The following is a 21,056-nucleotide window of genomic DNA, read 5'->3' as shown; positions in this document are numbered from 1 at the left end:
CCGCTTCAGCGTTTAGGTACAGATCCACCACGTCGGATTTACTGAAAGTGCAGGCCGGAGACCCGGCTCGTCAGTCGGGCCTCCGGCTCTTGCCCGTGCTGGAACGGTTCTGGGGTTTCTGGCGGGTTATCACTCATCCAGCCACACTTCGGGTATCCACTAGTGGTACGTTATTCGGTACTGCTTGGTGGAGGGAGTCAATCCATGTCGATAACTGCGAGCGAAGCCCGCAAAGCTCTCTTTCCGCTGATCAAGAAGGTTAATGACGATCACGAGGCGATCGAGATCGTGTCCAAGCATGGCAACGCCGTACTCGTCTCGGCAGAGGACTACGCGGCGCTACGCGAGGGCTCGTACCTGCTGCGCTCGCCTGCGAACGCACGTCGCCTGCTCAAGGCGTACGAGAACGCCCTTGGCGGCATCAACCTCTCGGAACGCGAGCTGATCGATCCCGATGCGGCGGATCCTGCTGAGGGTGCTGCGTGAGGCTTGTCTTCGAGGATCAAGGCTGGGAAGACTACACGTCTTGGCTCAAGAACGACCGCAAGATACTTGCTCGGATCAACAAGCTCATCGAGGACGCCAAGCGTGATCCCTTCACGGGCATCGGCAAGCCCGAGCCGCTCAAGTACCACTTGCCCGGTGCGTGGTCGAGGCGGATCGATGACGAGCATCGCCTTGTCTACCTGGTCACGGACAAGGAGATCGTGATCCTTGCAGCCCGCTATCACTACTGACCGTGGGTTGTCCGTACCGCTTGTCGCTCTCATGGCGGAATGATGCCGAGAGGGCGATCGAAGCGGAAGCCCCCGCAGGGAAAGGCCCGGACCCGAGGGGCAGTACTCCAGGTAATCCAATACCGGCCCTACGCGTAACACGACGCATGCACTACTGGGTTTCCTCGCGTCAGGCGCTAACCCACCGCACCATACCTTCGAAGGCGTCCAGCGTGCGGCTATGTCCGGGACCGAACCAGGCGCTGCAATCCTGACCCAGCCGGTCGTACAGCTCGGCGGCTCCGCGCACGTCGCCGCTGTGCCCAGTGAGATCGGCAAGTTCCATGCGTGCAGTGATGACCAGAGCATGGTCTTGGCCGTGCTTCCAGATAAGCCGTCGTACTGCGAGTTCGGCAGCGCTTAGTCGATCGGCGAAGCCGTTGTCGGACGCGGATGCGCCCGGCCCCGGCAAGAGGCCGTCAGTACGGCGCTCCGGCCCGGACACATCGAGGTCCCGCTCGATCTCCTTGATCGCGTGAACGACCGCGCGGGCGTTGTGGGGCCGATGCTCGGGATCCTTGGCGAGTAGGGTCATGATCAGTTTTTCGAGTGCCGGCGGCACTCCTGACCCTTGGGCCCGCGGCGGCGTGGGTGCCTTGTTCTGGTGGGCTTGGGCGAGAGCGACGGGATCGGCGCGGGTGTCGCCGAAGGGCGGCCATCCAGTAACCATTTCGTACATCACGCAGCCGAGTGAGTACAGGTCGCTGCGTTCGTCGCCGGGCTCGGCGCGGCACCGCTCGGGTGACATGTACAGCGGTGTGCCGGCCGTGCTGCGCGTCTCGGTGGCGTCGATGAAACGAGACAGACCGAAGTCGACGATGCGTACGTCGCTGTCGGCCTCCCGAACGAGTACATTGCTGGGTTTGATGTCACGGTGGACGACGCTCCGGTCGTGAGCGGCTGCGAGGCCCTGGGCAATCTGACTGCTCCAACGACATGTACGTGCCAGTGGCAGGGGAGTGATGCCCACGTGGGCGTTCAGCGGCTCACCGTCCACGTATTCCATGACGAGGAATGGCGTCTCGTCGCCCATGTCACAGTCGTAAATGCTGGCGACATACGGGCTGTCGACCTTGGCAGCGATCAAGCTCTCGCGCGCGAACCGCTCGCGTACTTGCGTGACACGCTCTGGATCCTGTCGCGGGCCCGCCAGCCTGTTCAAGGCAAGGAACTTCAGAGCTACTTCGCGGCCGAGTGTCCCGTCGCGGGCGCGCCACACATCTCCGAATCCGCCACTACCGATGTGGTCGGCCAGTTCGAAGCGGTCCCCCGGACCGACGAATCGGCGGCCGTTGCGGGGGCCGGTCATCACTCGTTCTCCTTCTTGTTGCCGCCGTCGTCCCGAGTGCCTCCTTCGAGCGCACCCGCTTCGCTGCGCCATGCTTGGTTCGCCCAGGTTGCCAGCTGGGGGGCGACATCGAGGTTCTTGTGCCAGGCCGTGAAGAACGTGACGCGCTGGGTCAACGCCCGGTTCAGGACGGCGGCAGCGGTCCTGGCGCTGTCCCGGCCTTCGCGACTGAGTTCCTGCTTGCGTGCCGGGACTCGCCGCCACTCGGTGATCGCCAGAATGACGGCAGCGGTTGTGAGGATGGCGGCGATGACCCGCAGTACCCCTTGGGGAAGGAGGAACGCCATGATCGTGCTCACTACGGTCGTCACGACAGCGGCGAGGAACCGGAACCGGTTGAGCTGGACGGATTCGACCTTCTGGTGGGTGCGCTCCTCTATCAGTTCCCGCACTTCGTCGACCATCTGCTGTTCTGGTACGGCTGCGGTTGGGTCCACGGGAAGCGGGCGATTCCACTCACCCAAGCTGACGTCGATCTGCCGTGGGAGCAGTGACCGGGAGCGTTGCACATAGGCCTCGGACGAGCTGAGCACGTGAGGCCATACCGCACGGAGCGCCAACAAGCGCGCCTCTTCTCCCAGATGCACGGCTTCCGGCATGAAGACGGCGTTCACCAGTAGTGTCCGAAGATTCACCGGCCTTGCGGCGTTGCGCTGTGCCGTGTGCTCCCGGAGTGCCGTCTTCTCGTCGCCGCTGTGCTCGACGACGAGTTCGAGGTATCGGATGCGCGACGCGAGCCGCGCCTCGTCGGCGTCATGTCGGTCGATGAGCGCGTCGAGAGCGCTTTCGGCATGTCCTGCCGGACTGTCGTCGAGGTCGCCGGGGAAGGCCTGGCGCAGGTGGGCGAGTGTGGCCTTTGGGACAGTCGCCCATTTCCAGCCGCTGTGCAGGGCATCCCAGTGGTCAGCGCATAAGCTGCTCAATTCCTGGTATTGCTGCGTTGATGGAGCGTTTCCCAAGTCTCCCATGTGACGGGCGACTTGCGTTTCAAGCGTGGTCGCCTGGGCCAGATCGAGGCGGCTGAGCCACTGACGCATCGCCTGCCGGGTATATGCATGTGCTTGTGCCCCCAGCTCGTTGCAGGCCACGGCGTCGAGTACGACGTGGAAGCCCTCGTCCAGGGCATAGGGGTCGAGTGACTTCAGGTAGCGGTCCATCCAGCGGGCGGCTTCGTCCAGTTCGCCCAGGCGGGTACAGGTCAAGGTGAAGAAGAGGTTGGCACGGGCTTGGTCGATTGAGTAGGCTTGAGCTCGGGCCCGACGCATCTGTGGTTCCTTGCCGAGATGGCGGGCGGCGAGAGCTACCACCGCCGGACCGAGCCAGAAGCGGCGGTCCATGAGCATGCGTTCCTGGGCACATGCAGCCACTAGGTCCTTGTCCACCATGCCCTTCTCCAGGGCGTCCTTCGTCAGCGCGTGGACGAGTCCGTGAGCCAGGGCGCGTGTCTGTCGGCGTTGTTCGAACCGTGCGTGCCAATCAGTCGTCAGTCGGGCCAACTCCGCCTCGGCACGCGCCCGGACCTGATCTCTGGTGTACTGATCCGTGAACTCGACCAGCCTCTGCTCAAGCTGACGTACGGAACCTTCGACCCGGTCGATGGTGTGCGAGACGTCACCGAGCTCGGAGGCCATGCTCCGCAGCTCGCCTCGCAGCGCCACGACATTGCCCTGGACTGCTTCGACTTGTGTTCCCAAGGCGTCGACATCTCCGTCCAGTCGCCTTAACGCTCCCGCGACTTCATTGAGAGGCGCCTCCGTGTCCTCGTACTCTCCCACTTCGCCCCCGGAATTGGATGACGCCTCAGTCGACGAGGCTCCTCACTCGACATCGCGCAAGACCCGCGTATGCCTTGCTCATTATGCGTATGTCGGCACCGCTGGGCTTCTGAATGGTTAATCTGAGCAGGCTGTCGGCGCAGGTCCGTACTGCACGGGCTGCCGTGGCACCGACCGAGGAGCCACCGAAACAGGAGGGGGCGCGGACATCGTGGATCAGGTGCACCAGCCCGTACGCGATCTCTTCTTCGGGCGTGATGACGCCGAACATGACTTCGCCGATGGCCTGCTGAGGCAAGGTTTCCAGCGGACGCTCGCTTATAAAGCGGCACTCCACGGGCGCAAGTCGCTGGTCATCGGCAGGAAGGGGTCGGGTAAGAGTGCCATCTGTGCTCAACTCGCCCACGGGGGGATGTATCCCGGCCCGACGGCCGAGATCATGCCGGACAGTGCTGCAGGCGACGAGATCCGCCGGTTCGATCTTCAGGGCATCACGTCGGACACTGCCAAGTCGCTGATCTGGCGCTATCTGTTCGCTGTGCAGGTCGCCCGTTACGTCGTCGACCATGCGCGTGCCCAGCACGGTCGGGCGTTACGGCAACCTGCGCCGGTCCGAGCGCTGCGTGAATTTCTGCGGAGCAACGGCGAGGAGCAGGAGGCACGCCTCACGGACAGGCTCAGACGTGGCACGAGTCGCCTGCAGTCGGCGACACTGTCCCTGAAGATGTTCGGGATCGAGGCCAGTGTGGAGACTGGCGATGGCACAGCCGGGCTCGGCTCCGAGGGCGCCCGCGCGATGCGCCAGCTCGACGCGCTCGAGGCCGGCATCCGAGCAGCTCAAAGGGTGCTGGACTGTGCCACTGACGAGCACCCGCCTCTGCTGATTCTTGTCGATCAGCTGGAACTGGTGTGGGAGGCGGACCCTGACAGCCATGCCCTGGTCACTGGGCTGCTTCTGGCTTCCAAGCACCTCGCCAGGACTTATGGCACGTCGGCTCGCTGCGTGCTGTTCATCCGTTCCGACATCTACGACACCCTCAACTTCGCGGACGGTGACAAGTTCCGCAGTGAGGAAATGCAGATCACCTGGACCTCGGAGGCCCTGCGTGACTTGGCGCTCGCCCGAGCCTCAGTTTCCTTGAAGCGACAGCTCACCCATGAGCAGTTGTGGGGCGATGTCTTCTCCAGCTCCGTCTGCGGCGAGCCGACGGCTGACTACCTTGAACGTCACTGCCTGCCTCGCCCGCGCGACGCCATCCAATTCCTCACCCTCTGCCGTGACGTCGCATGGGAACGGGGGCACGGCACGGTGCGCGAGTCCGATGTCCTGGCTGCGACCAAGCGTTTCTCACAGTGGAAGCTGGAGGATCTTGCCAGGGAATACAACGTCGGATTCCCGTTTCTGCGCCAAGTCTTCGCCTTGTTCGAGAACAGTGACCCCCGCGTCTCCCGGGAGGAGTTCGGCGAGCGCTTCTCGGCCATCCGCACAGACTTGCACGAGGCGCACTCCGCCTACACCGAACACCTCACCGCACAAGCCATGGTGGCGGCCCTCTTCGCTGTCGGTTTCCTCGGTGTACGGCGGGGCGACAGCGTTGCGTATGCGGGTTCGACATCGCTGCCCGTCCAACTCTACGAGGACGATCTGTACGTCCATCCCTGTTTCCGCCAAGCACTGAACTGCAGGGAGGGCGCCACGGCAAGATCGGCGGCGGACCTGGTCCTGCAGACTCCTCTGCCGAGCGGCACACACACCAGCTTCCTGCGTAGCATCGCCGTGACGGATGCTGGGTTCGCCGTTGATCGCGATGTACGCCTCCTCGATGAGGCAGATCGCGTGATGCAACGTCTACTGCGCCATCTTGGGCGATCGGGACTGCCGGTCGGTGTACGCGAGGAAACAAGGCTCGCTCTGTCGGTGCTGCGCGGGCAGGAACATGCCCTCGCAGGGGAGGGCGCAGGTGTCGAGGCCTGGATACGCTCCGGCATCACCCTTCTGAGGACACTCGCCGACCGTCTCACCCAAGAGGGATATGGCAGCGAGGCTGTCACTCTGCGCTTGGCCGACGAGGCGCGCAGGCTTGAGGGGGTGCTGGGCGGGGCGACCAGCGGTGGAGGCTCTGACTCCTCCGGATGATGCCGCACGCCGGAAGGCGGTCCGGGGCGTCAGGGTCTGGCTCACCGAGGTTTGGACGAGCGAAGTTGACTTGAGACGAGGCGGCGACGGCTGCCCAAGCCTTGTGGTGGCCCCAAGGGGCGTGTGAGTCCGCTGGTGCTGGGTTGGATCTCTCGTGCTGGGATGCCCCCGTCCCAACCGCGTTTCCACAGGTGGGAGTTCTGTGCAAAACATTCCACTTCAACGTCTGATCGGACGTACGCAACGGCCTGACCTGCGAGAAGGCAGGCCAGGCCGTTGTGCTGCCCGCACCGGTTCACAGAACCTGGAGCGGCACGTGCCGTAGACCGCGGAACGGTGTTCGACGTGTACGACTCGCACTACCGGTTCCCCGTTGTCGATGGTGTGGACTACGCGACAGCTGCCGACTTGTAGGCGGCGGCGCTCAGACCGGGATGCGAGTGCGGTGGTGTTGAAACCGAAAGGGCAGCCCTCCAGCTCTGTCAGTTGGCCGGGAAACGAAGCGTCACGTCGCGTGGGATCCTGCGAAGTTTGGCCTGGTAATCGGGCCGGAACACTGTGCAGTAGTCACTCACTGTGTGCAGACGTCTCCCTCATCCTGTCCTCGATCGGGGCGTCGGTGGCCGGGCTCGCCATGCGTTCGTCGATGACGCGGTTGATCTCGTGCTCTTCCCACTCCTAGTACTTGCACAGCACCTCGCCTCGCCCCACCCGTGTTCCTTCGGGTGGTCAGTTCTCCGGGTCGGTGAGGTAGGTGTCGATCACTCGCATCGCCTTCTCCGTCCCGCCCCTGCGGTACAGCCAGTGGCTCACGACATCCATCGTGAACAGGGTCGCCTCCGGGAAGGAACGTGCCATGCGGCGTGCGCCGGGCAGTGGGGTCGCCAGGTCGTGGGTGGCGTTCACCACGAGGACGGGCGGGAGGGGGCCCTTCGCCCGGGCGGGGCGGGACTTGGGCGGCATGCTCCAGCCCTGGCAGCCGAGGACGGTGTCCAGGGCCTGGGAGTTGTGGCGGACGTGCGGGGCGGCCTCGGCGACCCGGCGGAGAATGGCCCGGTACTGGGCGTGGTCGCGGATCCGGAAGTCGTAGTCCCGGCACAGCACGAGCCGCGAGGTGATGCCGGTGCCGGTGGGTATCCAGCGGACCTCGCCCCTGCCGGTGTACAGGGCGGCCAGCTGTTTCGCCGTCTCCTCCCGGCTCCCCTTGCCGAGGGCGAAGGTCAGGAAGTCGGACAACTGGTCGGCGTCCACCTCGGTGCCCGTCGGGCCGTCCGGGCCCGGGTCGCGGAGCGTGCCCGCGTCGGCGCGGGCGAACAACTCGTCGGTGACGGCGACCAGGTCCTTGCCCCTGAGCGCGCAGGCCGGGTCCTTCCCGCACCAGGCCGCGAGCCGCTTCAGGGTGTTGTCGGTGGTGACGCTGCCCTCGGTCAGGTAGCGCTCGGCGTCCGGCCGGGCCGGGTCCATCGCACTGTCCAGGGCCAGCGCGCGGAGCCTGCCGGGGAACAGGCGCGCGTAACGCTCACCGAGGAAGGTGCCGTAGGAATGGCCGATGAAGCTGATCCGGCTCTCGCCGAGGGCGGCACGGATCGCGTCCATGTCCCGGGCCACGCTCTCGCCGTCCATGTGGGCGGCGAGCGGCCCCGTACGCTCCAGGCAGCTGTCGGCCAGCCGGCCGTTCAGGGTGCGCAGCCGCTCGAACTCGGCCGCGTCGCGCGGGCGGGCCGGGATCGACTCGATGATCGTCTCGTCGCACTCGGCGTTCCGGCTGCGGCCGACGCCGCGCGGGTCGAAGCCGATCATGTCGAAGCGCCGGAGCATGTCCGGGGTGTAGCCGCCGACGGGGTCGTCCGCGTACAGGGCGTCGTCGGACCCGGGTGCTCCGGGGCCGCCCGGGTTCGACATCAGGACGCCGATCCGCCGCGAAGGGTCGGTGGCCCGGTGGCGGGCGACGAAGATGCCGATCTTCGGGCCCTTCGGCCTCGACCAGTCCAGCGGCACCCGCACCGTCGCGCACTGCGCCCGCGGGCCGGGGTCGGGGTAGGGCGGTTCGGCCGCGGGGCAGGTGCCCCAACTGATCGGCGCCACACGGAAGGTGGCGTCGGAGGGCTGCCGGGCGGCGGTGGTCGAGGTGCTCGGGTCGGCCTGGACGCTCGGGACGGTCGCGGCGAAGGAGGAGGCGGACAGGGTGAGGAGGAGCAGCGCGGTGAGGGTCCGCCGCCTCGGGGGAGCCGAAGGGGAAAAGGAGCGGGGCGGGGGCGGGGAGAGGGGGGTGTGCGGGCTCGTGGTCATGCACGTGACTGTCCCGGCCCCGTATGACGGTGCCTCCATGAGGACATGGTGGGAACGTAACAAGGGGTCGTTGCCGGCCGGGTGTCACCGGCCCGCCCGTCCCTCCGGCTCCGGTCCGCCCGTGGCCCCCGCCCACCGGTCCGCCCGGCCGTTCTCCCTCCGGTGCCCGCCCGTTCTCCGTCTCCGGTCCCGTCCTCCGGTCCGCCCGGTCGGCGGGATCCGGTCACACCGCCCCCAGCGCGCCGTGGCGGAAGACGCGGAAATGGCGGAAGTCGACGGGGGTGTCCCGCAGGATCGCCTGGCGCACGTCCTGGAGCTGGCGGCTCAGGTCCAGGCCCAGCCGCGCGGCCATCCGGGTGCCGGCCGCGGCCAGTACCTGCAGTGCTTCCGCGCGGCGGCCACAGGCGTGGAGCGTGGCCGCGCGGAAGGCCAGGAGCATCTCGTGCTCCGGGTGCTCCGTGGTGAGCCGCGCGAGTTCCGCGGAGAGCGACCAGTAGTTGCCCAGTTTGAACTCCGCAGCCACGCGCAGCAGTTGTGCGGAGATCAGCAGTTCCTCGTACGCGGCGCCGATGCCCCGGAGCGTCCGCTCGGACGCGACGTCCTCCAGCAGGGCGCCCCGCCACTCGGCCAGGGCGCAGGAGGCGAGGTGCGACACCTCCTGCGGTTCGGTGGCTCGTTGGGCCCGGCCGACCAGATCGGTGAAGCGGTGCAGGTCCACCAGCTGCGGATCGCCGGTCAGGGTGTACGTCGAGCCGCTCCGCACCAGCTGCACCGACTCCTCGCAGCCGCCCCGGCGAAGGCTCGCCCGCAGCCGGCAGACGTCCACGTACAGATCGGCCCGGCACTGCGGCCGTGCCTCCTCGTCCGACAGCAGGTCGGCGAGGCGGTCCATCGGGAGGGGCCGGCCCATCTCCAGCAGCAGTAAGCCCAGCAGCAGGCGTTCGCGGCGCCGACCGATGGTCCGGGCACGCCCGTCGACGGTCCATTCAACTTTGCCCAGCACTCGAAAATGCGACCCCGTGGCAAACATGGCGGCATCATGCTCAGCTCGTCATGCTCCTGGCAAGATCTTGGCATCCTTCCGACAAGCCCCGCGCCGCACACTGATCCCCCGTGCAGCAACCGCGCCAGGGGGTCGAACTTGCCTTACGTCATTACCGGTCTGGTGCTCGTCGGAGCCGTCGCCCTGCTCAACCTCGTCCTTCTCGTGATCATCATGCGCCGCTGGCAGGAGGTCGAAGCCGTGCGCCGGCGCCAGGACTTCGCGTCCCAGGGGCCACAACCCGGGGACGTACTGCCGGAGTTCACCGCCACCGCGGTCGGCGGACGGACCGTGACCCGGGACGACTTCCGCTCCGGGGAGCTGTTGCTGGGCGTCTTCTCCCACGACTGCCCCTCCTGCGTCGACAGCCTCCCCGACTTCACCGAGCGGGCCGACCGGGTCCGGGCCGCGGGCGGCCGGGTCCTGGCCCTGGTGATCGGCGCCGAGGCCGAGGGCAGCGGGCTGACCGCCCAGCTCGCCGGGCCGGCCGACGAGGTGGTCCCCGGCCCCGAGGCGGCACCGCTGTTCCGCGCCCTGCGCGTCCCCGGCTTCCCCACGCTCCTCAGTTACCGGGACGGTGTGGTCACCGCCCCCTCCGCCGCCGACCGCGAACCGGCACCGGCGGCCTCCTGAACCCCGGTGCGGGCGTGGTCCGCGTACCGCGGCCGCACCGCGGAGCATGCACATCCCGTCCATGAAGGAAGAAGAGGAGAACCATGCGCACACTCAAGGCCGGTGCGGGCCGGCTGATCGAGCGGATCCTGCCCAAGGCCGAGGCCGAGGCCGGCTGCCTGCCGGACTGCTACACCGAGTGGAGCGCCAGCGCCCAGCGCTGCCGCCGCTGCTGCTACTCGGGCAACCCGTGCAAGGTCACCTGCGGTAGCTGGGACTACTGCTGAACCACCACGGGGCGGGCCGCGTGCGGCCCGCCCCGTGTCCGCCGGTACCGGACCCATTCCCCGGAGTCATCCTTGTCCGACCTGCTGCTCGTCTGCCGCCTGACCCTGATCTGCGTGCTGGCCGTGGCCGGTCTCGCCAAGCTGCGCGACCGCCGCCGATTCGCCACGGCACTGGACGGCTTCTCCTACCTGCCGGCCGCGGCCCGGCCCGCGCTCGCCGTCCTGGTGCCGGTGGCCGAGATCGTCACCGCCGGGCTGCTCGCCCTGCCCCGGACGCTCGTTTTGGGCCTGGTCGCCGCCACCGCGCTGTGCGCCGCGTTCAGCGCCGTCGCCGTCACCACCATGCGGCGCGGCAGCTCCGCCGGCTGCCCCTGCTTCGGCAGCAGGACCACGGTGCCCATGGGCCCCTGGCACGTCGCCCGCAACGCCGTCCTCACCGTTCTCGCCGTCCTCGGCGCCACCGTCGCGCTCACCCACGGCACCGCCGCCCCGCTGGACGCCCCCGCGCTCGCGCTGGCCGGTGCCGTCGCCGTCCACCTCACCGTGTTCGCCGTCGTCACCGACGACCTCGCGGCCTTCTTCGCCCCCCGACCGGCCGTCGCCGCCGAAAGGACGATCACGCAGTGAACCACGCCGTCGCCGGCCTCGCCCTCATCGCCGCGGTCACGCTCGTCAACGTCCTGCTGACCCTCGCGGTCACCAAGCGCTGGCGCGCCCTGATGACCACCCCCGCCCGGCCCGCCCCGGCCCCGGACCAGGGCCCTCCCGCCCTCGCCGTGCGCGAGGGCGACCGCGTCCCCGACTTCACCCTGCACACGCCGGGGGGCGGAATCGACGCGTCCGCCCTGGCCGGCCGGCCCGCCCTCATCTGCTTCCTCCGCCCCGACTGCGGGCCCACCAGGGAGAGCCTCCCCGGCGTCCTGCGGTGGGCCGAGGAGCACGCCCCGTCGGGCGCACGCCTCGTCGCCGTCGTCAACGGACGGCCCGAGGACGACGCCGGCCCCCTGCTCGAAGTGGTCGGCCCGGTCACCGGCCTCACCGCCGTCGAGCCGCCGGACGGCCCGGTCGCGGCAGCCTTCGGCGTACGCCACCACCCGAGCTTCGTCCTCCTCGACGCCGACGGGACCGTCGTCGAGACGGGCATCGGCCTGGGGTCCCTGACCGCGCTCGACCTCCTCACCGCATGAGCGAACAGCCCGTCTCCCGCCCGGCCGACTTCCTGCGGGGCCTGGCCGCCGTACTCGCCCTCACCCTGCGGGCCTGCCCGGGGGCCCTCGCCGTGCGCGTCGGCACCGCCGTCCTCGCGGGCACCGCCCCGATCGCCGCGTCCTGGCTGCTCAAGTACGTCGTGGACAGCCTCGCCGCGGGCGATCTCCAAGCCTCGGACCTCACCCGGGCGGCGGGCGGCATCGGCCTGCTCACCGTTCTCCTCGCCGCCTCCTCGGCCCTCTCCTCCTACACCGACGGCCGCATCCGCCGCGCCACCTCCACCCGGGCCCAGAGCGAGCTGCTCACGGCCGTCAACCGGCTCAGCGGACTGTCCAGGCTCGAACAGCCCGCCTTCCACGACCGGGTCCAGCTCGCCATCCAGGGCGCCCAGGGCGCCGAGCGACTCGTCGGCGCGGCACTCCAGGGCGTCCAGGGGGTCCTCACCCTGGCGGGCTTCCTGGGCAGCCTCCTGGTCATCAGTCCCACCCTGGCCGCGATCCTCGTCCTCGCGGCCGTCCCGGCCCTCTTCGCCCACCTGGCCAACAGCCGGCACCGCGCGGACATGTTCTGGCGCACCAGCAGCCTCGCCCGCCGCCAGATCTTCTACCGGGGGCTGCTCACCGACAGCCAGGCGGCGAAGGAGATCCGCCTCTACGGCCTCGGCGACTACTTCGCGCAGCGCCTGCGCACCGACCTCGACAGCATCAACGAGCAGGAGGAACGGCTCGACCGGAGGCTCGCCGCCCAGGAGACGGGCCTCGCCGTCCTCGGCGCGGCCGTCTCCACCGGCGCACTGGTCTGGGCCGTGCACCAGGCCGCCGGCCACGCCCTCACCGCCGGTGACGTGTCCCTCCTGATCGCCGCCATCGCGGGCATGCAGACGGCACTGATCGGCCTGGTGGGAAGCATCGCCCAGAGCCACCAGACGGGCCTGATGTTCGGCCACTACCTGCACGTCACCCAGGTCCGGGACGACCTCCCGGCCCCGGCCGCCCCGATCGCCCCGCCGCCCCTGAGCCGCGGCCTCGAACTGCGGGACGTCTGGTTCCGCTACACCGACGACGGGCCCTGGATCCTGCGCGGGGTCACCCTGACCGTCCCGCACGGCACCAGCCTGGCCGTTGTCGGTCTCAACGGCGCGGGCAAGAGCACCCTCGTCAAACTGCTGTGCCGGCTCTACGACCCGCAGCGGGGCAGCATCCACTGGGACGGCGTCGACCTCAGGGACTTCCCCGCGGACCAGCTGCGCCGACGGATCAGCGTGGTCTTCCAGGACCCGATGGAGTACGACCTGACCGCCGGGGAGAACATCGGTCTCGGCGACCTCGGCTCCCTCGACGACCACGGACGCATCCACGCCGCCGCCGACGACGCGGACATCCACACCACCATCGCCCGCCTGCCCCGGGGGTACGACACCATGCTCAGCCGGATGTTCTTCCCCGACGACACCGAGGAGACCAACTCCGGCGTCCAGCTGTCGGGCGGCCAGTGGCAGCGCCTGGCGCTCGCGCGGGCCCTGATGCGCTCCGAACGGGACCTCATGATCCTCGACGAACCCAGTACGGGCCTCGACGCCGTCGCCGAACGCCACGTCCACGACCGGCTCACCGCACTGCGCGAGGGCGCGACGAGCATCCTCGTCTCCCACCGCCTCAACACCGTCCGCGCCGCGGACACCATCGTCGTCATCGCCGACGGAACCGTGCGCGAGGCAGGCACCCACGAACAGCTCATGACCGCCCGCGGCCCCTACGCCGAGCTCTTCACCACCCAGGCCGAGGGCTACGAGGAGAGCGCCCGGACACAGGACGAGGGCTACGAGGAGAGCGTCCGGTGAGCGCGGCGATCCCGGCCCTCGTCGTCCTCGGGACGCTCCTCGTTCTCGTCGGGGCCCTGTCGCTGGCACGCCGCCGGCTGGTGGCCGTGACCGTCCGCGGGTACAGCATGTGGCCCGTCCTCGCGCCCGGCGACCGGCTCCTGGTGCTCCGCGGCGGACGCCGGGTCACCACGGGCCGGGTGGCCGTCGTCGTCGCCCCCCACCCCGAGCACGGCTGGCAGGGCCCCGCGGACAGCACGCCCGACTCGTGGTACGTCAAACGCGTCGTCGCCGTCGCCGGGGAGCCCGTGCCGGGCTGGGCCGCCCTGTGCCCCGGCACGCACGTGCCGCCGGGCATGCTCGTCCTCCTGGGCGAACGGCCGGGCTCGTGGGACTCCAAGCAGTACGGCTACTGCCCCGAGGACAAGGTCGTCGGGACCGTCCTGCTCCGCCTGCGGGCCGCGGCCACCGACGAGTCCTCCGCGCTGTCCTCCTGAACCGGACGCCGGACGCCGGACGCCGACACGCCTGTGCCGTCGGCCTCCCGAACCGGGCTCCGACGCGCCTTCCCCGCCGCCCCTCCGAGCCGGGCGGACCTTCGGAACGCCTCCTAGCCCGCCTGCACTAACCCGGCGCGCGCGGCGGCCCCCGCGCCGCGAGGCTGTGGGCGTAAGCGCCTGCCGGCGGCCCTTGCCCGAGGGCCCCGGCAGGCCCTCGGCGCTCCCGCCGCCCTCCCGGCGAAGACGAAGAAGGTTCCCCTGTGCGTGTGCATCGAATAGCGCTGTGGGTCACGGGCCCCATGGCCATTCCCCTCATAGCGGCGCCGGCCGGGGTGACGGCGGCCGGCGCCATCGGTGAGACGACCCCGGAGGCGGCCCGTTCCGTGCGGACGGCCGTCGTCACCGGACCGGTCGTCGGCTCCTCGCCCACCTTCCCGGCCCTCGGGGCGACATCGGTGTCCCTCGCCCACGGCGCGCCCCGTCCCGCGATCGTCCCGCGCGGCCGGTGGGGGGCCGACGAGACCAGGCGCGACGCCCACGCCCGTTACGCGGGAGGGGTCTCGGCGGTCTTCGTCCACCACACCGACACCCCCAACGGCTACGACTGCGCGGACGTCCCCCGTACCCTGCGCAATCTGTACACGGGCCAGACCAGGGACCGCAGTTGGGGAGACCTCGGCTACAACTTCCTCGTCGACCGGTGCGGCACCGTCTACGAGGGCCGGGCGGGCGGCGCCGGGCGGGCCGTCATCGGTTCCCACACCGTCGGGTTCAACCAGGGCACCACCGGCATCGCGGCGATCGGCACCTTCGGGGCGGGAACGCCGGTGCCGGCGGCCATGGAACGGGCGATCGCGGCCCTCGCCGCCTGGAAGCTCGGCCTCGGCGGCATCGACCCGGTGGGCAAGGTGCGGCTCACCTCGACGAACGACAAGAGCCGCTACCCCAAGGGGACTTCGGCGGTCTTCGACGCCATATCCGGCCACCGGGACGGCTTCGCCACCAACTGCCCGGGAGAGGCGCTGCTCGCGCGGCTCCCCGCGATCCGCAAGACCGCCGCCGAACTCCAGGGCCGGTCCCGGCGCACCTCCTCCGGGGCGCATCTCCCGGTGAGCCTGGGAAGCCTTTACCACAGCGCGGATTGACGGCCGGTCAGCCGATGTGGCCCGGGCCTTCCCCGAGGCCCCGGGAGTCCTCCCGCCCGTACTTCCGGTCACGGCTGTCGGATCGCCAACTCGCTCACGCCCGGGGGCTTTTGGGCGTCATCGGACGCGACCGTCAGCCGCACCAGCCGGGCCACCGGACCGGTGCCCGCGCGGTACGGCCGCCAGCGGGCGCCGTCCGTCGAGACCTCCAGGCGGTACGAGGAGGGGCGCACGTCCGCCCACCGCGGCGCGATCGAGGTCACCGGGGCCGCCCGCCCCAGGTCCACCGTCAGGGCGCCCGTCGCGCCGTCCGGGGACCAGGCCGTGGCCGGGCTGCCGTCCACCGCGGCCACCGCGTACAGGCCGGGCGTCTCCGACGTGGCCGTCGCCGGGCGGCAGCGGGCCGCGTCGGAGGTCGGGGCGAGGTCGGGGCGCCGGGTGGGGAGGGTGAGCACCCGGTCGAGGGTGCGCGGACCGGCGGGGGAGTGGACGGTGAAGGGTGCGCCGGAGGTCAGCCGCACCGTCGTCGTCCGGGGCCCGATCACGATGTCGTACGTACTGCCCCGGTGGCGCAGGCCCTTCAGGGTGACGCCCCGGTCCAGCTGCGGCGGCAGCATCGGATCGAGGCGCACCCCGTCCTCCCGCAGCCGCAGCCCCGTCAGGCCGTGCGTGAAGACCTGGAGGAAGCCGCCCTTCCCGGTCAGGAAGTCGTCGGCGGGGAAGCCCGAGAGCGGGTCCTGGGCGCCCGCCTTCGCCCCCCGGGCCTCGCTGAACAGGGCGTACGGGCCGCGGGTGAACGGGCGGACGGCGCGCTGGAGATAGGTGTACGTCGCGCAGCCCGGCTCCCCGATCGCGGCCGCGTCGATCGCGTGCACCGAGTCGGTCATCGCCGGGCCGTCGGGGTCGGTGAGCGCCGCGTAGTGGTCGAGCGTGGCCGCGGCGGCGCCCGGCTCCATCGGCCACTCCAGCGGGTAGACCAGCAGCACGGTGTCCGCCTGCTTGATCGTGGAGTCGTTGTAGCCGGCGTACTGGAGGAAGATCTTCCGCTCGGGGTCGTACGGAATGCGCAGTCCGTCCGCGACCCGCCGCCATCTGTCCGGGGCGGGGTGTCCGAGCAGCTGCGCGGCCCGGGTGGCGTGGCGCAGGGCGGTGGCCGCGACGGCGTTGGTGAAGACGCCGTCGGTGACGCCGTTGCTGTACTCGTCGGGCCCCGCGACGTTCTTCACCGAGTAGCTGCCGTCGCCGTTCGCGGTGGCCCGGGAGGCCCAGAAGTCGGCGATCCCGCTGAGCAGCGGCCAGCCCCGCCCGGCCAGCCAGGCCCGGTCCCCGGTCGCCAGGTAGTACTGCCAGACGGCGAGCGAGACGTCGCCCTGGAGGTGGTTCTGGGTGAGGCAGTGCGGCGGGTCCCAGCTCTGGCACTCGGAACGCAGATCGCCCCGGCTCGCGCTCGTCCACGGGTAGAACAGCCCATCGAAGCCCAGCTCCCGGGCGTTGGCACGGGCGGCCCCGCGGGTGCGGTAGCGGTACTCGACGACCGTGCGGGCCAGCTCGGGACGGGTCACGAGCAGCCCCGGGTACATCCAGGTCTCGGCGTCCCAGAACACCATGCCCGCGTAGTTGTCGCTGGTCGGGCCGGTCGGTGCGATGCTGTCGCGGGCACCGGCGCGGGTGGCGGCGGCCAGCCCGTACTGCGCGGACCGCAGCCACTTCTGCAGCTCGGGGTCGCCCGGCACCAGGACGTCGGCCGCCCAGACCCGCCGCCAGGCGGCGGCGTTCGCGGCGAGGACCCCGGACCAGCCGCGCCGGGCGGCGCGCCGGGACGCGTCGCGGGCGGACTTGCGCGGGGCGGACGAGGTGAGCGCGGTGTCGACGCCGACGTACTTCTCGAAGGCGTACGTGCGCCCCGCGCGCACCCGGTGCGTGCTCCGCGCCGCGACCGGGGTGCGGGCGCCGGTGCGCAGGGTCTGGACGATCGCGCCCGCCGTCCCGGTGCCCAGGGTGCGGAACGTGCCGTCGCCGGCCGGGGCGATCCGGCGGGCACCCCGCGGGTCGAGGCGGCCGGTGACGGTCGCGGTGCCGTTCCAGCGCGGTGTCATGCGCAGCCGTACCGCGCCCGTGTGCGGGTCGGAGCGGTCGGCGAGCACCTCGTACACCAGGTCCGTCGCGCGCCCGTCGGCCGTGGTCCAGCGCAGCGACGTGCGCACCAGGCCGCAGCGCAGGAAGAGCGTCTGGCGGTAGCGCGAGATCCGGCCGGGGGGAGTGCCGGTGCCGTAGGTCTCGTCGCCGACGCGCACGTCGAGGGTCGTCCAGCTCGGCAGCGCGGCGATCACCTCGCGGCCCCCGGCCAGGTCCGCCTCGCGCCCGAACAGGCCGGGGACGAAGGCGCCGTCGTAGCGCGGGGTGAACAGCGGCCAGCCGGTCCGCTCGCCGAAGGCGGCGTAGCCGGCGCCCGCGGCGGGGACCCGGTGGCCCAGGTAGCCGTTGCCGACGTAGGGGTCGTAACCGGCCGTCTCCCCGAACCGGGTGGAGGTCGGCGCCCAGGCGGGGTCGGTGTCCCGCCCGCAGGCCGCGGCCGGCCGCGACGGGGCGTGGGCCACCCCGGCCTGCGGTGCGACCGGGGCCCCAACGAGCAGGGTGCCCGCGACCAGGGCGGCGAGGGACGTGAGGAGACGGCTGTGCGAAGGGCTCACCGTACGACGGTAGGGAACGGAGCCCGCGCGGCGGTGCGCGGCGCGCGGGCCGTCCGGGGTGACCGGCGGGACGGAGCGGGGCGGGACGGTGCGGAGAGGGGCGTGCGACGGGGCCCGCGATGCCCCGGAGCACACCCGGCCCGCCCGCGCACCCCGCCCGCGCATCCGCCCGTCACGGAACGCCGGGGTTCACCGGGGTTCACCGGCTCAGTTCGCGAGGCCCGTCTTGAGGCCCGCGCCGCACAGCGGCACGACGACGCTCCGGTCCGTCCAGTCGCCGACCGCGGCCCAGCAGGCGACGCCCGTCGTCTCCACGTAGAAGCCGCGCGCGGCCAGGTCCAGCTGCGCCGCGCGGATCTGCTCCTCGGACACGGTGAGGAAGGTGCCGCCCGATTCGCGCACCGCGGCCAGGACGGCGCGGGCGCGCGGCGGCCGGGAGATGGCGATGCCCTCGGCGAGGGTGGGGGAGAGGGAACCGGCCGGCTCGTCGAGCAGCTCCGTCGCGCCCGCGCGGAACGCGGCGGCCAGCGGGGACACGGCCTCGGCCTGCACGGCGATCAGCGCCGGACGCTCCTCGATCAGCCCCAGGGCGTGGAGTTCGGCGGTGGCCAGGGCCGCGCCGAGCAGCAGGGTGCCGTTGCCGACCGGTACGGCGATGGCGTCCGGGAGCCGGCCGCCGAGGTCCTCCCACAGTTCGTACACGTAGGTCTTCGTGCCGTGCAGGAAGTACGGGTTGAAGACGTGCGAGGCGTAGAAGGTGCCGGGGGCGTCGGCGGCGGCACGGGCCGCCAGGGCGGTGGCCTCGCGGTCGCCGGGGACGATTTCCAGCCGGGCGCCGTGGGCCCGGATCTGCTCGGTCTTCTTCGGGGACGTGCCCTCGGGGACGTACACCGTGCAGGGGAGCGAGGCGCGGGCGCAGTACGCGGCGACGGAGGTGCCGGCGTTGCCGCTGCTGTCCGCGACCACGCGCTCGGGCGAGAGGCGGCGGGCCAGTTCGGCGAGCATCACCGCGCCGCGGTCCTTGAAGGACAGTGTCGGCATCAGGAAGTCGAGCTTGGCCGAAACGGTCCCGGTGAGCGGGACGAGCGGGGTGCGGCCCTCGCCGAGCGTGGTGGCGGGCGAGCCGAGCGGCAGCACCTCCTCGTAACGCCACAGTGAATTGACGCGTGTCCTCAGGGAGTTGGGGGAGAGGGCTGCGGAAGGTTCGAAGTCGAGGTCCCAGGGGCCGCGGCAGGCGGGACAACACCAGGTGAGAGCGGTGGTGTCGGCCCGGGTGCCGTCCTGCGGGCAGATGTAGGTGGGCATGCGCGACAGCATGTCAGGCGTGTGACGGCGGCATGGCGAAGGCGTGGCGCACTTGTTGGACCCTTGTGCGATTCCCAAGAATCGGTCAATCTTTCGCTGTCGGTCAGGACCGTGGGCAAGCACGGAACTTTCAACAGCCGATTGTCATGCCCATGTTTAAACGGTGCCTGTTCCGTTTTGAGTAGTCACGTGTAACCCCCCACCCATGCACCGTGATCGAGGAGGACCCCCCACATGTCAGTGACGCGTCACACCCCCCACGCACGTCGAAGACTGGCCGCGGCGAGCGTCATAGCCGGTGCGGCTCTCGCACTCTCCACCGCTGCGGTCTTCCCCGCCTCCGCCTCGGATCAGCCGGCGGAGGGGTTGATCCAGAACGCGGGCGCCCCGGGCACCATCAGCGGCAGCTACATCGTCACGCTCGACGAGTCGGCTCCCGACGCGGGCTCCTCGGCGGGCCGTGCGGTGGCCAAGGAGTACGGCGCCAAGATCAAGCGGACCTTCCGTTCGGCCGTCAACGGCTATTCGGTGGAGCTCTCGGAGAAGCAGGCGAAGCGCCTCGCCGCCGACCCGGCGGTCAAGACCGTGGTGCAGAACCGGGTCTTCAAGGTGACCGGCACCCAGCCCTCGCCGCCCTCCTGGGGCCTGGACCGGATCGACCAGAAGTCGCTTCCGCTGAACCAGAGTTACACCTACCCCGACAAGGGTGGCGAGGGTGTCACCGCGTACATCATCGACACCGGTGTGCGGATCTCCCACAGTGACTTCGGCGGCCGGGCCTCGAACGGCTACGACGCGATCGACAACGACAACACCGCGCAGGACGGCCACGGCCACGGCACCCACGTGGCGGGCACCGTCGCCGGCAGCTCGTACGGTGTCGCCAAGAAGGCGAAGATCGTCGCCGTTCGGGTCCTCGACAACAACGGCTCCGGTACGACCGAGCAGGTCGTCGCGGGCATCGACTGGGTGACGGCGAACGCCGTCAAGCCGGCCGTGGCCAACATGAGCCTGGGCGGCGGCGCGGACTCCGTGCTCGACGAGGCCGTCCGCAAGTCCATCGCGTCCGGCGTGACCTACGCCGTGGCCGCGGGCAACGAGTCGACCGACGCCTCCACGAAGTCCCCGGCGCGGGTCGCCGAGGCCATCACGGTCGGCTCCACCACCAACACCGACGCCCGTTCCAGCTTCTCCAACTACGGCAGCACGCTGGACATCTTCGCGCCGGGTTCCTCGATCACCTCGACCTGGAACACCAGCGACAGCGCCACCAACACCATCTCCGGCACCTCGATGGCGAGCCCCCACGTCGCCGGTGCCGCGGCCCTCTACCTGGCGGACCACCCGAGCGAGAGCCCGGCGCAGGTCTCCGCCGGACTGGTCGCCGCGGCCAGCAGCGGTGTGGTGACCAGCCCGGGAACGGGTTCGCCGAACCGCCTGCTGAACGTCGGCAGCGGCTCGACCACCCCGCCCGGTGGTGACAAGTTCGAGAACAAGACGAGCTACACCATCAGCGACAACGCCACCGCCACCTCGCCGATCACCGTCTCCGGTGTCACCGGCAAGGCGCCCGCCTCGCTGAGCGTGGCCGTCGACATCTCGCACACCTACATCGGCGACCTGACGATCGACCTGGTCGCGCCCGACGGTTCGGTCTACAACCTGAAGGCCGGCGGCGAGGGCGGCAGCGCCGACGACGTGAAGAAGACGTACACGGTGGACGCCTCGTCCGAGACGGCCAACGGCACCTGGAAGCTGCGGGTCAAGGACAGCTGGTACGGCGACACCGGCAAGATCAACGCCTGGTCCCTGCAGTTCTGATGACTGACCGTCGGTGATCCACCGACCGGGGGGGGGGGGGGGGGGGGGGGGGGGGGGGGGGGCGGGCGGGGGGGGGCGGGCCGGCGGGCCGGGGGGCGGCGGGGCGGGGCGGGGGGGCGGGGGGGGGGGGCGGGGGGGGGGGGCGGGGGCGGGGGGGGCGGGGGGGGGGGGGGGGGGGGGGGGGGGGGGGGGCGGCGGGCCCCCGCCCGCCCCCGCCCCCCACCCGGCCCGCCCGCGCACCCCGCCCGCGCATCCGCCCGTCACGGAACGCCGGGGTTCACCGGGGTTCACCGGCTCAGTT

The 21,056-nt window shown here is 70.7% G+C and carries 17 protein-coding genes; 11 read left to right on the top strand and 6 right to left on the bottom strand.

The features are described from left to right. Positions 1 to 204: 204 nt before the first annotated feature. Together ACFYW1_RS24740 and ACFYW1_RS24735 are read left to right on the top strand one after the other, a co-directional pair. Positions 205 to 486: a type II toxin-antitoxin system Phd/YefM family antitoxin gene (locus tag ACFYW1_RS24740; RefSeq protein ID WP_388997148.1), complete on the top strand. Its 282-nt coding sequence runs from the start codon at positions 205 to 207 to the stop codon at positions 484 to 486. Next, positions 483 to 737, top strand: a complete 255-nt coding sequence (locus ACFYW1_RS24735) for a Txe/YoeB family addiction module toxin (protein ID WP_388997145.1) — start codon at positions 483 to 485, stop codon at positions 735 to 737. The genes ACFYW1_RS24740 and ACFYW1_RS24735 overlap by 4 nt, the downstream gene beginning before the upstream one ends. 169 nt (positions 738 to 906) lie before the next feature. Here ACFYW1_RS24735 and ACFYW1_RS24730 read toward each other — a convergent pair whose 3' ends face one another. Then, positions 907 to 2,085 carry a serine/threonine-protein kinase gene (locus ACFYW1_RS24730; RefSeq protein ID WP_388997142.1) on the bottom strand — a complete coding sequence of 393 codons (1,179 nt, stop codon included), beginning with the start codon at positions 2,083 to 2,085 and terminating at the stop codon, positions 907 to 909. Beyond that, positions 2,085 to 3,755 carry a hypothetical protein gene (locus ACFYW1_RS24725; protein WP_388997139.1) on the bottom strand — a complete coding sequence of 557 codons (1,671 nt, stop codon included), beginning with the start codon at positions 3,753 to 3,755 and terminating at the stop codon, positions 2,085 to 2,087. Before ACFYW1_RS24725 ends, ACFYW1_RS24730 begins: the two co-directional genes overlap by 1 nt. Before the next feature lie 355 nt (positions 3,756 to 4,110). Here ACFYW1_RS24725 and ACFYW1_RS24720 point away from each other — a divergent pair, with 355 nt between their 5' ends. After that, positions 4,111 to 6,036 (top strand): P-loop ATPase, Sll1717 family, encoded by a 1,926-nt coding sequence (locus ACFYW1_RS24720; protein WP_388997136.1) that lies wholly within the window; start codon positions 4,111 to 4,113, stop codon positions 6,034 to 6,036. A 729-nt stretch (positions 6,037 to 6,765) separates the two neighbouring features. Here the strand turns inward: ACFYW1_RS24720 and ACFYW1_RS24715 are convergent. After that, complete coding sequence (locus ACFYW1_RS24715; RefSeq protein WP_388997133.1) at positions 6,766 to 8,325, bottom strand: alpha/beta fold hydrolase; 1,560 nt, start codon at positions 8,323 to 8,325, stop codon at positions 6,766 to 6,768. A gap of 223 nt (positions 8,326 to 8,548) precedes the next feature. Next, entirely contained in the window at positions 8,549 to 9,328 is a 780-nt protein-coding gene (locus ACFYW1_RS24710; RefSeq protein ID WP_388997130.1) for a BTAD domain-containing putative transcriptional regulator, read from the bottom strand. 138 nt (positions 9,329 to 9,466) lie between these two features. Between ACFYW1_RS24710 and ACFYW1_RS24705 the strand changes: the two genes are divergently transcribed. From ACFYW1_RS24705 to ACFYW1_RS24675, 7 genes are all read left to right on the top strand, one after another. Further along, positions 9,467 to 10,000, top strand: a complete 534-nt coding sequence (locus ACFYW1_RS24705; RefSeq protein ID WP_388997127.1) for a peroxiredoxin family protein — start codon at positions 9,467 to 9,469, stop codon at positions 9,998 to 10,000. Positions 10,001 to 10,083: 83 nt separating this feature from the next. Then, entirely contained in the window at positions 10,084 to 10,266 is a 183-nt protein-coding gene (locus ACFYW1_RS24700) for a hypothetical protein (protein WP_388997124.1), read from the top strand. Positions 10,267 to 10,338: 72 nt separating this feature from the next. Continuing rightward, a complete protein-coding gene (locus ACFYW1_RS24695; RefSeq protein ID WP_388997121.1) occupies positions 10,339 to 10,893 on the top strand; it encodes a MauE/DoxX family redox-associated membrane protein in 555 nt (184 codons plus the stop codon). Next, a complete protein-coding gene (locus ACFYW1_RS24690; protein WP_388997118.1) occupies positions 10,890 to 11,453 on the top strand; it encodes a TlpA family protein disulfide reductase in 564 nt (187 codons plus the stop codon). Before ACFYW1_RS24695 ends, ACFYW1_RS24690 begins: the two co-directional genes overlap by 4 nt. Continuing rightward, positions 11,450 to 13,315, top strand: coding sequence for an ABC transporter ATP-binding protein (locus ACFYW1_RS24685; protein WP_388997115.1), 1,866 nt, complete (start codon positions 11,450 to 11,452; stop codon positions 13,313 to 13,315). The genes ACFYW1_RS24690 and ACFYW1_RS24685 overlap by 4 nt, the downstream gene beginning before the upstream one ends. Next, complete coding sequence (locus ACFYW1_RS24680; protein ID WP_388997112.1) at positions 13,312 to 13,791, top strand: S26 family signal peptidase; 480 nt, start codon at positions 13,312 to 13,314, stop codon at positions 13,789 to 13,791. The genes ACFYW1_RS24685 and ACFYW1_RS24680 overlap by 4 nt, the downstream gene beginning before the upstream one ends. Positions 13,792 to 14,093: 302 nt before the next feature. After that, positions 14,094 to 14,939, top strand: coding sequence for a peptidoglycan recognition protein (locus tag ACFYW1_RS24675; RefSeq protein ID WP_388997109.1), 846 nt, complete (start codon positions 14,094 to 14,096; stop codon positions 14,937 to 14,939). A gap of 68 nt (positions 14,940 to 15,007) precedes the next feature. On the opposite strand, the gene ACFYW1_RS24670 is transcribed toward ACFYW1_RS24675, so the two are convergent. Together ACFYW1_RS24670 and ACFYW1_RS24665 are read right to left on the bottom strand one after the other, a co-directional pair. Beyond that, complete coding sequence (locus ACFYW1_RS24670) at positions 15,008 to 17,629, bottom strand: discoidin domain-containing protein (protein ID WP_388997106.1); 2,622 nt, start codon at positions 17,627 to 17,629, stop codon at positions 15,008 to 15,010. A gap of 207 nt (positions 17,630 to 17,836) precedes the next feature. Continuing rightward, positions 17,837 to 18,934, bottom strand: a complete 1,098-nt coding sequence (locus ACFYW1_RS24665; protein WP_388997103.1) for a threonine synthase — start codon at positions 18,932 to 18,934, stop codon at positions 17,837 to 17,839. Between the two features lie 234 nt (positions 18,935 to 19,168). Between ACFYW1_RS24665 and ACFYW1_RS24660 the strand changes: the two genes are divergently transcribed. Beyond that, positions 19,169 to 20,755 (top strand): S8 family peptidase, encoded by a 1,587-nt coding sequence (locus tag ACFYW1_RS24660; RefSeq protein ID WP_388997100.1) that lies wholly within the window; start codon positions 19,169 to 19,171, stop codon positions 20,753 to 20,755. The last annotated feature ends 301 nt before the right edge of the window (positions 20,756 to 21,056 follow it).

The sequence above is a fragment of the Streptomyces sp. NPDC002669 genome (genome assembly GCF_042889165.1).
In the GTDB taxonomy this organism is placed as follows: domain Bacteria; phylum Actinomycetota; class Actinomycetes; order Streptomycetales; family Streptomycetaceae; genus Streptomyces.
This window is presented reverse-complemented; position numbering and strand designations above follow the sequence as displayed.